Genomic DNA, 12129 nt, shown 5'->3' with positions numbered 1-12129 from the left:
ATAAAAAATGCAAGAAAAAAATGTCATCAAAACTAAATATTAAGGAGAATAAAATGGCGGAGCAAGAGTTAAATCAACATACTCAAAGTTAGCTTTTTGATATAAAGTCAACCCACAAGCTCGGGCTTAAATTTAAACTAGCCCGAGCCAAAACTACAACCTTATCTTCCTAACTTCCAGCTCGCCGCCAAAAAAGTTCGCGTAGTAAAACAGGTCTTTTTCGACCTCAAGCCCCGCTAGGTAGCGCAGAGCGAGGTTTGCCTCAAAGCTTGCCGCAAACATCACGATCGCAGCCGTTATGCCCGCAGGCGTCGCGTTTAGGCTCGGGAAAAATTTAAAATCCGCATTCTGCACGAAGCAGACTTGGCACTGCCAGCTGTCCACCGACGCAAACACCCACGGTACGCCTATTTGCTTAGCAAACGCATCGATCTGCGCGCGCGTGGCGAGATTATCGGTCGCATCCAAAATGAGATCAAATTTCTCGCCCGAGGCGGTCGCACTAGCGAAAAATTCCTCCGCGCGACTCTTGTGCACCTCCACGCTCACGCCGTCGTAGCGGCTTTCCGTGCGGCTTTTAAAAACGTCCGCTTTAAATTTACCCTCGTCTTCGAGCATGAATAAAATTTGCCTGTGGATGTTGTGAAGCGCCACCGTGTCGAAATCCACGACGCTGATTCGCCCGATACCGCTTGCGCCCAGAGCGTAAGAAAGGCTGCTTCCAAGCCCGCCCGCGCCGATGATTAAGATGCGCTTATCCGCAAGCGCGCGCTGCGTCTGTTCGCCCCAAAGTTGGATCTGTCTGTGAAAGTAGTTCATAAAAGCCCCCTGCTAACTAGGTTTTTGCGGAATTTCCACAGTCCGCGCGCCGCAGCGATCTCGTCCGCGTCCACTTCGCACATCAGCACGCCCTCTTCGTTTTTCAGCTCGTTTGCGATCTCGCCGCCGGGGGTTACGACGAAGCTCTCGCCGTAAAATTTAAACTCGCTCTCGCCGAATTTTGCCTCGCCGATGCGGTTGGCACGGATGACGTAGAGCGAGTTCGTAAACGCGCGTATCTTCAAAAGCTCGCGCCAGCGCCCGCCGCTTTCGAAGGTCGAAGCGCACGGCACGAGCACGCAGCCGACGTTTTTTTGCATAAAATAGCGCCAAAATACGTCAAAATGCGCCTCGTAGCCGAAACACACGCCGAATTTTACGCCGCCCTCGCTAAAGATCATCGGCGAAATTTTACCGATTTTGCGGCTTTTGCGGTTGGCGAAAAAACCCTCTTCGTTCCAGTGCGGATAGTCCATCAGGATATTTTGATCGTAAAATTTCACCTCCGAGGGCGAAAATTTCGCGCAGGATTTCACCCAGATGGGCTCGTTTTCGCTCGCACAAAAGATCTCCTCTTCGCCCGCGTCTTTTTGGCTTTCTTCGGAATTTAAAGCGTTTGGGGCTTCGGAGGCGCTTTTTAAATTTGCGGCTTTGAAATTTAAAGATTTTGTGCCGTAGGAGCTTAAGCCGCCTTTGGAACTCTGCTCGTTTTTAGAATTTAAAGCGTCTTTAGAATTTGAGCAGCCGTTGGAATTTAAATCGCTCTTGGAATTTAGCTCGCCCTTGCAACCCTGCTCGCCTTTAAGGCTTAAAGAATTTTCGCCGCCGCCGCAGCGCGCACTTTTTTTAGCCGCGCCGCCGAAAATGCCCGCCTGCCTCAAAATCGCACCGCTTGCGGCTCTGATTATCGGCGCTACGATATGCAGGTCGTATTTAGCGGCAAGCCGCGCCATCAGCTCCTGCTTATGCTCGCTCTGTTCGCACGCGATGGAGCGGGGCATCTTTTTAAGCTCGCTAAAGAAGGAATTTAGCTCATATTCGCCCAGCAACACGATCCGCGCGCCGTTGTCTTTGGCGACCTTCATATAGTAATCGATCCGATTTTCGCTCATCGAAAGCGTCGGTAGTTGCAAAACGCATACATTTATCATTGTCGCCTCCTAAGCCTGCTCGGGTGCGTTTATTTCGGCAACCTCGAGCTTAGCGTTTTCTAAAATTTCCTTCGCCTCCTTTAGCAGCGCCACGCCCTGTTTATACAGCTTCACACTCTCCTCTAGGCTCAGATCCTTGTCGTTTAGGCTCTTTAAAAGCGCGTTAATCTTCTCCATTTTTTCCTCAAAACTCATCCAAAATCCTTTTTATGATGTAATCAAATTTTTCTATCTCGACCAAAAACGCGTCGTGTCCGTAGTCGCTGTCGATCTGCGCGTAGCTCGCGCGATCCTTTTTGCCCAGATCGCTCATCGCATCGTAAATTTCTTTCATCAGCCCCGGCGGAAAGAGCACGTCGCCTTTGAAAGAGATGAGGTGCAGGCGCGATCTGATCTGCGCGCAGGCGTTTTTGAGATTGCCGTAGTGGCGCGTGCAATCAAATATATTCATCATCTTGGCGATGTAGAGATAGCATAGCGGATCGAATCTGCGCGCGAAATTTTCGCCGTTGTATTCAAGGTAGCGATCGACCTGAAAACGCCCGCCAATCTCGTAAAGACCGTCCGTTTCGACGTAGTTGCGCCCGAATTTATCCTGCATCGAGCTTGGGCTTAAAAAACTTATATGCCCCGCCATGCGCCCCACCGCCATGCCGTCAAGTCCGTGCTCGGCGATCAGATTTTTATCGTAGTTACCGCCTTTGAAATTTGGATCGCGCAAGATGGCCTCGGTCGCGATCTTATTAAACGCGATCGCCCAAGGCTGCGTGGCGTAGGTGCTTGCGAGTACGAAAATTTCATCCGCAAATTCCGGATATTCGATCGCATAGCACAGCGCCTGCATGCCGCCCAAGCTGCCGCCGATAACGGCGCGGGCGCGAGCGATACCGAGGCGCTTTAAAAGCATCATCTGCGCGCGCACGACGTCTGAGACGACCACTACCGGAAAGCGCAAGCGGTACTCGCGACCGCTGCTTTCATCGACATCAAGCGGGCATGTCGAGCCGAACGGCGAAGCTAAAATGTTTATGCAGATGACGAAAAATTTTGTCGTATCGACCGCTTTATGATCGCCGATGAGCCCGTCCCACCAGCCGGGCTTAACGTCGCCCTCGTAAAGTCCCGCGGCGTGCGCGGAGCCCGTTAAGGCGTGGCAGATGACGATGACGTTTGATTTATCGGAATTTAGCTCGCCGTAGGTTTCATAGGCGAGCTTGAAGTTAGAAAAGACGCGGCCGCTCTCCAGATAGAGCGGCTCGTCGAAATTTTGAATTTTGCTCTGAAGGATCACTGATTTACTCGGTAATTTGGCGCTTCCTGCGTGATGATGACGTCGTGGACGTGGCTTTCTTTAAGACCTGCGCTCGTGATCTCGACGAATTCCGCCTTTTGCTGAAAGGTCGCGATATCCTTGCTGCCGCAGTATCCCATCGAGCTTCGCAAGCCGCCTAGCAGCTGAAAGATCACGTCTTTTAGCATACCTGCGTAAGGCACGCGCCCCTCAACGCCTTCAGGTACGAGCTTTTCTTTTGCGGTGCCGTCTTGAAAGTAGCGATCCGAGCTTCCCTTCTGCATCGCCGCAAGCGATCCCATACCGCGGTAGGTTTTGTACTGGCGGCCCTGAAACGTAATGAGCTCGCCCGGGGTTTCGTAGCAGCCCGCAAGCAGGCTTCCCATCATCACCGAGCTTGCGCCCGCGGCTAGGGCTTTGGCGATGTCGCCCGAGTATTTGATGCCGCCGTCTGCGATGATCGGAATTCCAAATTTAGCCGCCTCGATCGCGCAATCGTTGATCGCGGTAAACTGCGGCACGCCCACGCCAGCTACGATGCGCGTAGTGCAGATCGAGCCCGGGCCGATACCTACTTTAATCGCGTCTGCTCCCGCGTTTGCGATATCCTTTATACTGGCGGGGTTTGCGACGTTTCCTACTACTACATCCACGTCAAAATTTCGCTTCAGCTCCTTAAGCGTGTCGATAATGCCTTTGGAGTGTCCGTGCGCAGAGTCCATTACAAGCGCATCGACGCCCGCTTTGACGAGAGCTTCGGCTCTTTGCAGATGGCCTACGCTGATCGCCGCGGCGACGCGAAGGCGGCCGAATTTGTCTTTATTGGCGCTTGGATATTCGATGCGCTTTTTAAGGTCTTTAATCGTAATAAGCCCCTCTAAATGGCCGTTTGCATCGATTATCGGAAGCTTTTCTACCTTATTGTTTCTAAAAATTTTCTCCGCATCATCAAGCGTGCAACCCTTTGGAGCGGTAATTAGCGGAGCTTTGGTCATCTTCTCGCCTACTAGCGCGGCGGTGTCGGTTTCAAAGCGCAGATCGCGATTGGTTAAAATTCCAATCAGCACGCCGTTGTCGTCGATAACGGGAATGCCGCTAATATGGTACTCGCTCATCAGATCGAGAGCGTCTTTTATCGTGGCGTCCGCCTTGATCGAGATAGGGTCGATAATGACGCCGCTTTCGCTCTTTTTTACGCGGCGAACCATCTTGGCTTGGGAGTCCTCGTCCATATTTTTATGGATCACGCCGATGCCGCCGAGGCGCGCCATCATTATCGCGGTGCGATACTCGGTGACCGTATCCATCGCAGCACTCACAAGAGGGGTATTTAGCGTGATATTTTTCGTAAAACTCGTGCTGATATCGACCTCTTTGGGTAAAATTTCAGAGTATTGGGGTACCAACAAAACATCCTCGAAGGTCAGAGCCTTTTTGACGATCTTCATACTTATCCTTTCACGATTTTTTCTAAACTCAAGCCGCCGTCCAGCACCGTTTGTTCGTCGTAGGCGCGCCCGATGAGCTGCGCGCTGATATTAAGAGCCTCTTTGTTTTTCGCTACCGGCACGGAGATTGCGGGAAGCCCCGCTAAATTTACGCCGATCGTGTAGATGTCGCTAAGATACGCGCGAAGCGGATCGCTAAGCTCGCCGAATTTATATGCCACGCCTGGCGCGATCGGCATAAAGATCAAATCGGCGTCTTTTAAAATTTCCTCATATTCGCTTTTGATGAAGGCTCTTGCCTTCTGTGCCTTGATGTAATACGCGTCGTAATAGCCGCTGCTTAGCACGAAGGTGCCTAGAAGCATGCGGCGCTTGACCTCGTCGCCAAATCCTTCGCCGCGGGTGTTGGCGTAGAGCTCTTTTAAATTTAGAGCCTTCGCGCGGTTTCCGTAGCGCACGCCGTCGTAGCGGCTTAAATTTGCGCTAGCCTCGGCGGTTGCGATGATGTAGTAGGTCGCGATGTCATATTTGGAGCTGCAAAGATCGCGATAAACGATCTCATGCCCGAATGATTTTAGTTTTTCTATAGTTAAATTTAGAGCCTCTTTGACCTGCTGCGAGGCCTCGTCGATATAATTTTTTATAACGGCGATCTTAAGTTTGCGATCTCCGTTTAGCTTATCCGCGGTGCTTTCGTAAGAGTCCGCGTAGCTCGTGCTGTCCATCTCGTCGCGGCCTGCGATGATGTCGTATAAGATCGCCGCATCCTCGACGCTGCGCGTAATCGGTCCTATCTGATCGAGGCTGCTTGAATACGCCGCGAGCCCGTAGCGGCTGACCCTGCCGTAGCTCGGCTTAAAGCCTACGCAGCCGCAAAATGCCGCCGGTTGGCGGATCGAGCCACCCGTATCGCTTCCGAGTGCGGCTACGGCGATATTTGCCGCTACGGCAGCCGCGCTTCCGCCGCTACTGCCGCCTGGTACGCGCGAGTGATCGGTCGGATTGAGAGTTTTGCCGTAGAATGAGCTCTCAGTCGTGCTTCCCATCGCAAACTCATCCATATTCGTTCGTCCAAACGGCGCCATACCGTGCTCGCGTAGCTTTTTGATCACAGTCGCGTCGTATGGCGCAACGTAGCCTTGCAAAATTTTGCTCGCCGAGGTAACGCTCCAGTCTTTTACCTGAATGTTATCTTTGACCGCGATCGGCACGCCCTCGCCGCTGATGTTTAAAGCCTCACCCGTGAGCTGCTCGACGTAGGCGCCGAGCTCTTTGGTTTTTAAAATTTTATCCTTTAGCTCCGCTCTAAGCGCCGAAATTTCATCCGCGCTCAGCTTTAGAGCCTCTTTCAAACTTATCATCTGCCATCCTTAAATTTATTCACGAAATAGATCCCCACGCCCGTTGCTACGCAGATCAGCGCGATCGTAAAAAATACGAAGCCTAGACTTATGGGGCTAGCGAGCATGCATGACCTTCGCGCAGCGCGGGCAGAGCTCATCAGGCTCTTTTGAGTTAAATTTCCAGCATCTCGGGCATTTGTGCTTCGATGATTTTACGAGGCGGAAAATTTCGTCGTTTATCTTAAATTCCGCCAGAGCCTCCTCGCTTTGCAGAGTGTCCACGTCGCTTACCATGAACCAATCCGCCACGCCTAGAATGTCGTTTGATAAAATTTCGTTCGAGCTCGTCTGCAAAACCAGCTCAAGCGTCGATTTGATGATCTTGTCCTTTTTCAGCGCGTCAATGAGTTCGAAAAATTTCTCCCTGGATTTGATTAAAATTTCGTCAAATTCTAGAAAATCGTCAAATTCTATCGGCTTGTAGATTAGATCGAAAGCGTCTTCTTTGCCCTCTTTAATGATTTGCGGCGCAAATTCCATCACTTCGTCAATCGTGTAGGTTAGCGTAGGCGCGATCAGAGGCAGCAGAGCTCGTGTAATCAGTGCGATCGCGCTTTGCGCGCTTCTGCGGCGCGGCTCGTCAGGTGCGTCGCAATAGAGCCTATCTTTGCAAATATCAAGATAAATTCCGCTCAGATCGGCGCTTAAGAAATTTAGCAAAGCGTTGAAGCCTTTTGAAAAATCGTAGTTTCTAAACGCTGCTTCCGCACTCGCAAAGGCGTTTGCCGCGCGCGTTAGGATCCAGCGGTCAAGCCGCGTAAAATTACTCGTCTCGATCTCATTTAAATCACTGGTGCTTGCGAGCAGAAATCTTATAGTATTTCGGATCTTGCGGTACTGCTCGCTTACCTGCTTAAGGATATTGTCGCTGATCTTTAGATCGGTCGAATAATCGCTCATCGCGACCCAAAGGCGTAAAATTTCCACGCCGTGGCTCTTTGCGACCTCTTGCGGATAGACGACGTTTCCGACGGACTTACTCATCTTTTGGCCCTTCTCATCGACGGTAAATCCGTGCGTGAGTATGCTTTTGTACGGCGCGCATTCGTTGATCGCGCAGCTTAGAAGCAGTGAGCTTTGAAACCAGCCGCGGTGTTGGTCGCTGCCCTCAAGATACATATCCGCAGGGAATTTGCCCGCATCGTAGGCGCCGCTTTGCAGCACCGCTTTCCACGTCGAGCCGCTATCGAACCAAACGTCTAAGATATCCATCACCTTTTCTAAATTTTCAGGCTTATAGCCGCTGTCCTGTGGCAAGAGCTCCGAAATTTCCATCTGCCACCAAGCATCCGCGCCCTTAGCCTTAAAAATTTCGTAGATATTATTTAAAATTTTTTCGTCGAATATTGGCTCTTTGGTGCTTTTATCGCGGAAAAACGCGATCGGCACGCCCCAATCCCTTTGGCGCGAGATACACCAATCGGGGCGGTTTTCTATCATCGAGCTTAGGCGGTTGATGCCGCTTTGCGGATAAAATTTAACCTTGCCGATCTGCTCTAGCGCCACCTGACGCAGTGTCTTGCCGCTAGGCATTGGCTCGTCCATCGCGATAAACCACTGCTTCGTCGCGCGGTAGATCACCGGCTTGTGCGTGCGCCAGCAGTGCGGATAGGAGTGGACGAATTTACCGGATTTGATAAGCGCGGGGCCTAGAAGTTCTAAAATTTTCTCGTTTGCTTTGAAAATATGCATCCCCACGAACTCATCTACGACGTCTGCGCGGAAGAGTTTTTTGGTTTTAAGAGTTTGATCGAAACAGCCGCCCTCATCCACGGGCATCAGCACTTCGATGCCGTATTTAAGCCCTACGAAATAATCGTCCTCGCCGTGTCCCGGAGCCGTATGCACGAGCCCGGTGCCGCCGTCCATCAGGACGTGCTCGCCGAGGATAAACTTTGAAGCTCTATCATTTAGCGGATTGATCGCGTTTAGGCCCTCAAGCTCGACGGCTTTAAATTCTTTTACGATCTCGCCCTTGGTGATGCCCAGGCTTACGAGGCTTTCGACCAGAGGTTTTGCAAGGATCAAATTTTCGCTCGTCAGCGCATAAATTTCATTCGGGTTCAAAGATATTGCGCCGTTTGCGGGCAGCGTCCAAGGCGTGGTCGTCCAGATGACCGCTTTAGCGCCTTTAGCGCCGATTTTAGCGTTCGCTTCACCGCTTAGATCGAACGCCACGAAGATCGAGTAGTCCTCTTTATCTTTGTACTCGACCTCGGCTTCTGCGAGCGCGCTCTTTGCCGCCCAGCTCCAAAACACGGGCTTACTTCGTTCGATCAGAATTCCTTTTTTAGCGATCTGGCAGAGCGCTTTGTAAATTTCAGCCTCAAACTCAAATTTTAGCGTCAGATACGGATCGTCCCAGTCGCCCAAAATTCCCATATCTTTAAATTCATTGCGCTGCACGTCGATGAATTCTTTGGCGTGCTGTCTGCAAAGCTCGCGTATCTGCACTTTTGAAAGCGATTTTTTCCGCTCGCCTAGTTTGATCTCTACTTGCTGCTCGATCGGCAGGCCGTGGCAGTCCCAGCCCGGCACGTAGCGGATCTCCTCGCCGAAGAAATAATGGGTTTTGGTGATGATGTCTTTTAAAATTTTATTCAGCGCGTGGCCGATGTGGAGGTGTCCGTTGGCATACGGCGGGCCGTCGTGGATATTGAAGCTGACGCTTGCGCCCTTGCGCCTAGCTTTCATCTTTTCGTAAATTTTACGCTCGTCGTACCATGCCTTAAACCGCGCAGGTTCGTTTTGCGGCAGTGCGCCTCGCATCGCAAAGTCCGTCGTAGGAAGAAAGAGAGTATCTTTGTAGTCCATATTTGTACCTTTTCGTGTCTTAAAAAATTTGTGAAGTTTATCCAAAACGCCATTAAAAAGCTCTGAAAGAGCAGTCTGCGTTTATGCTATAATGTGCGAAAATTTAATGAGGGTCTTTATGAAAAATATCATCCTTGTAATCGGCGAGGAGATCCGCTACGACGCGGCTTTGATGAGCTATATTTCTCGCAGCTATGAACGAGTTTTTGGGCGGATGGACGATCTGAAATTCTTAAGCGAAAACGATAAGGTTTTGCCCTTCGCGCTTGAAAAGATGATCGATTCGTACGATTTTATCACGATCTTTGCGGCAAACTCCGCCTACGCGGTCGTCGGTAAAATTTTATCCACGCTCTCTTTCGATTCGCTCGAGCTGAAAAACGGAGAAACCCTAGCGCCCTCGATGGCGCGCACGGTGGCTAAAAACAGCTTCCTGCTAAACGTCAGAGGCTGCTCGGTAAACGTGATCAAGGCTCTTTGCTTACAGAGCTTGCCGCCGATCCTCCAAGACGCGCCGAATGCGGGCGAGAGTTTTTATCTATTCGATTGCGAATACGAAAGCGTAAAGCAGCGCCTAGAGAGCCTTGCGATCAGTTATAAAATTTCGCTTACGATCAGCAGGCTCAGCTCCTTTTTGCTGCTAGTGCGCGCCAGTGCGATGAAATTCGGAGCGCTGGATGCGTTTTTGCAAAGCGTCGGCAAGTATTATGAGAGCTGCTACATCGAAGGCGGCGATTTTATGGGCTTTGTAGTAGATAGACTGCGCGAAATAGGCGCTAAGATCACCTTTGCCGAAAGCTGCACCGCAGGGCTCATCGCCGCAAAATTCGGCGCGGTTGCGGGCGTGAGCGACGTTTTTGACGGCTCGCTCGTAAGCTACGCCAACGAGATAAAAAATCTCTGGCTCAACGTAAGTGAAGATACGCTCGCTCGCTACGGCGCGGTTAGCGCGCAGACCGTGGGCGAGATGCTTGAAGGCGCGCTACAAAGCAGCGGGGCGAGCTTCGCTCTTGCGGTAAGCGGTATCGCGGGCCCCGGCGGCGGAAGCGCGCAAAAGCCCGTAGGGACGGTCTTTATCGGCGCAAAGGAGCAGGGCGGCAAACAGATCGTCGGGGAATTTCATCTAAAAGGCGATCGAAACTACATCCGCGAACAAAGCGCCGATATCGCTATCTGCTTGCTTTTGAAGCTTAGAAGCGATCTGTTTTTCGGGCGGCTTCCGAGCGCGCCTGCGAGAGATGAAATTTAAAGGAGCGGATTTTGAAAAGACGAATTTTGAAAAGGCGCGGAGGCGATTCGGCGCAGAATTTTATCAGAGCGAGCGGCGAGCAGGGCTTTAGACGGCCGCGAAATTTTGTTTTAGCCGGCGGTGCGCGAAATTTTACTTCGGCGGACGGCTGGCAGAATTTTACTCGGGCTAGCGACGGGCGAAATTTTATCTCAGCGGGTCGCGCTAGAAATTTTAGTTTTATAAACGCGGCGCGAAATTTTACTTTGGCGTTAGCCGCGATATGTATTTTAAGCGGCTGCGACGGCGGATCAGACGCGCAAGATCGCGAACAAAGCGCACGATCGGAACAGAATTTTAGCGCGAGTAATCAAGGGCGAAATTTTAATAAAAGCGCGGATGGCTTGGGACAAAATTCTATGCAAGGCTCCACGCTAAATTCCGTGCCGCAGGGCTTTGAGAGTAAGCAAAACTCCGATCTGAACTCCACGATAGACGAGCTTGCAAACGATGCTAAAGTTTTGGGCGAGGCCTTGCAAAATTTACAGAAAAAAGCGCCCGAAGCGCTGAACGATTTCGCCGCTCGCAACGCAGACAGGACCAAGGATCTGATAAAGCAGGGTGAGGCGGCGGCACGCGAGGCGGGTAAAAACCTTTATAAAATGGGGCAGAGCCTGCAAGGAATTATAAAAGATGCAAACGAGAGCTTAGGCAAGGTCTTGGAGGGCTTTGGCGTGCAGCCTAGACAGGAGCAGCGCGGCGGGCGCTCGCAGGAGCGCGATGATAATTCAGATCCTGAAGAGGCGGCTGGTAGGCAAAGCTTTAGAATTTAAATTACGCTAAATTCTACTCAAAATTTTTTGTTGCGACTGCCACCCGCAGGAAAGCGGCAAGTCTTCGCAGGAGCGTAACGAGCCTGCACGAAAGCGTGACGGACACTCATAAGAGCGCGATGAGCACCCGCAACCCGATGACGGAACCGATGGCAAGGTTTTATAGTTTAAAGCGCGGCTAGATTTCATCTAAATTTTATTTGTTGTGGCGAATACTCACAGAGAAACGATGCTAAATTTTATTAAAATTTCCCCTGCGCGGCGGTTTCGTTAAAATTTTACTCGCGCGAGCCTCCGCAATGGAATATGAATATTTGCAAAGAAGTGATAAACCTCTGTAAAACGCGACGAGTGCCCCGAGGGCTAGCATTTCTAAATAAAGCGCGAGTAGTGGATGAAAGTTTAGAATTTAAAACTTGCACTCTTTGAGGCTGCTGTAAAGATAAGCAGGTGGCGGCCGGTAAAGCTTTAGAATTTAAGGCTGCTTGCGATAAAACGAGAAAAATTTTACGAAGTAGGGCTATAATGCGCCCCGCAATTTCAAATTTAAAGGATAAAAATGAAAACTCTCATTATTTTGGCTCATCCAAATATTGCAAACTCGCTCGTAAACCGCCACTGGAGGGATGCTATGCTAGCCCATCCTGATAAGTTCGAGCTTCATGATCTTTACGCGCTTTATGCGGATTTTAAAATCGATGTGGAAAAGGAGCAAAAACTGCTCGAAAGCCACGATAAAATCGTGCTTCAGTTTCCGTTTCGTTTTTCAAACTGCACGCCGCTTCTTAAGCAGTGGTTTGAGGATGTTTTTACGCGCGGCTGGGCTTATGGCGCAGAGAGCGGCGGTAAGCTTAAAGGCAAAAAATTCGCGCTTGCGATCTCGCTTGGCGCGACCGAGACAAACTATTCTAAAAACGGCATCGTGGGCTTTAGCGTGGATGAGGTGCTAGCGCCATTTAAAGCTACGTTTAATTTCGTCGGCGCGATTGCGCTGCCAAATTTCGTCTCATACGGCTTTACTTACGATAAAAGCGAGCAAGCCGTAGAAAATAGTGCGAAAAATTATATAAAGTATTTAAATAAGCTTTAAATTCTTTGCTTTTCTAGCCGCCCGCCGCGCGTAAAGGTTTAAAATTTTACGC

At 50.7% G+C, this 12129-nt stretch carries 10 protein-coding genes; 3 read left to right on the top strand and 7 right to left on the bottom strand.

The window, feature by feature from the left end:
• Window positions 1-153: 153 nt before the first annotated feature.
• The 7 genes from Q0620_RS10105 to ileS all read right to left on the bottom strand — a co-directional run bounded on the left by Q0620_RS10105 (window position 154) and on the right by ileS (window position 8926).
• Window positions 154-819 (bottom strand): ThiF family adenylyltransferase, encoded by a 666-nt coding sequence (locus Q0620_RS10105; protein WP_298784969.1) that lies wholly within the window; start codon window positions 817-819, stop codon window positions 154-156.
• On the bottom strand, window positions 816-1970 hold the full coding sequence (locus tag Q0620_RS10100; RefSeq protein WP_298784967.1) for a carbon-nitrogen hydrolase family protein: 1155 nt from the start codon (window positions 1968-1970) through the stop codon (window positions 816-818). Before Q0620_RS10100 ends, Q0620_RS10105 begins: the two co-directional genes overlap by 4 nt.
• A 9-nt stretch (window positions 1971-1979) precedes the next feature.
• Window positions 1980-2165 carry an exodeoxyribonuclease VII small subunit gene (xseB, locus tag Q0620_RS10095; RefSeq protein WP_005872361.1) on the bottom strand — a complete coding sequence of 62 codons (186 nt, stop codon included), beginning with the start codon at window positions 2163-2165 and terminating at the stop codon, window positions 1980-1982.
• Window positions 2155-3261, bottom strand: a complete 1107-nt coding sequence (locus Q0620_RS10090; protein WP_298784965.1) for a homoserine O-acetyltransferase — start codon at window positions 3259-3261, stop codon at window positions 2155-2157. The genes xseB and Q0620_RS10090 overlap by 11 nt, the downstream gene beginning before the upstream one ends.
• Window positions 3258-4709 (bottom strand): IMP dehydrogenase, encoded by a 1452-nt coding sequence (gene guaB / locus Q0620_RS10085; RefSeq protein ID WP_297950290.1) that lies wholly within the window; start codon window positions 4707-4709, stop codon window positions 3258-3260. Before guaB ends, Q0620_RS10090 begins: the two co-directional genes overlap by 4 nt.
• 2 nt (window positions 4710-4711) lie before the next feature.
• Window positions 4712-6070 (bottom strand): Asp-tRNA(Asn)/Glu-tRNA(Gln) amidotransferase subunit GatA, encoded by a 1359-nt coding sequence (gatA, locus tag Q0620_RS10080; RefSeq protein ID WP_298784963.1) that lies wholly within the window; start codon window positions 6068-6070, stop codon window positions 4712-4714.
• A 96-nt stretch (window positions 6071-6166) separates the two neighbouring features.
• Window positions 6167-8926 carry an isoleucine--tRNA ligase gene (gene ileS, locus Q0620_RS10075; RefSeq protein ID WP_298784961.1) on the bottom strand — a complete coding sequence of 920 codons (2760 nt, stop codon included), beginning with the start codon at window positions 8924-8926 and terminating at the stop codon, window positions 6167-6169.
• A gap of 118 nt (window positions 8927-9044) precedes the next feature.
• On the opposite strand from ileS, the gene Q0620_RS10070 reads away from it, so the two are divergent.
• From Q0620_RS10070 to Q0620_RS10060, 3 genes are all read left to right on the top strand, one after another.
• The gene (locus Q0620_RS10070; protein WP_298784959.1) at window positions 9045-10175 is read left to right on the top strand and encodes a CinA family protein; all 1131 of its coding nucleotides are present in this window, start codon (window positions 9045-9047) and stop codon (window positions 10173-10175) included.
• An 11-nt stretch (window positions 10176-10186) separates the two neighbouring features.
• Entirely contained in the window at window positions 10187-10987 is an 801-nt protein-coding gene (locus tag Q0620_RS10065) for a hypothetical protein (RefSeq protein WP_298784957.1), read from the top strand.
• A 559-nt stretch (window positions 10988-11546) separates the two neighbouring features.
• Window positions 11547-12077, top strand: coding sequence for an NAD(P)H-dependent oxidoreductase (locus Q0620_RS10060; RefSeq protein ID WP_298784955.1), 531 nt, complete (start codon window positions 11547-11549; stop codon window positions 12075-12077).
• Window positions 12078-12129: the final 52 nt, after the last annotated feature.

Origin of the sequence: uncultured Campylobacter sp. (assembly GCF_938017615.1) — a bacterium.
In the GTDB taxonomy this organism is placed as follows: Bacteria; Campylobacterota; Campylobacteria; order Campylobacterales; family Campylobacteraceae; genus Campylobacter_B.
Note: the sequence above shows the minus strand (reverse complement) of the source record. Positions and strands in the feature narration are given on the sequence as shown.

What these genes read in the sequence shown, in the direction of transcription:
- Q0620_RS10105 (WP_298784969.1), bottom strand. Translation starts at nt 819, where the DNA reads ATGAACTACTTTCACAGACAGATCCAACTTTGGGGCGAACAGACGCAG.
- Q0620_RS10100 (WP_298784967.1), bottom strand. Translation starts at nt 1,970, where the DNA reads ATGATAAATGTATGCGTTTTGCAACTACCGACGCTTTCGATGAGCGAA.
- xseB (WP_005872361.1), bottom strand. Translation starts at nt 2,165, where the DNA reads ATGAGTTTTGAGGAAAAAATGGAGAAGATTAACGCGCTTTTAAAGAGC.
- guaB (WP_297950290.1), bottom strand. Translation starts at nt 4,709, where the DNA reads ATGAAGATCGTCAAAAAGGCTCTGACCTTCGAGGATGTTTTGTTGGTA.
- gatA (WP_298784963.1), bottom strand. Translation starts at nt 6,070, where the DNA reads ATGATAAGTTTGAAAGAGGCTCTAAAGCTGAGCGCGGATGAAATTTCG.
- ileS (WP_298784961.1), bottom strand. Translation starts at nt 8,926, where the DNA reads ATGGACTACAAAGATACTCTCTTTCTTCCTACGACGGACTTTGCGATG.
- Q0620_RS10070 (WP_298784959.1), top strand. Translation starts at nt 9,045, where the DNA reads ATGAAAAATATCATCCTTGTAATCGGCGAGGAGATCCGCTACGACGCG.
- Q0620_RS10060 (WP_298784955.1), top strand. Translation starts at nt 11,547, where the DNA reads ATGAAAACTCTCATTATTTTGGCTCATCCAAATATTGCAAACTCGCTC.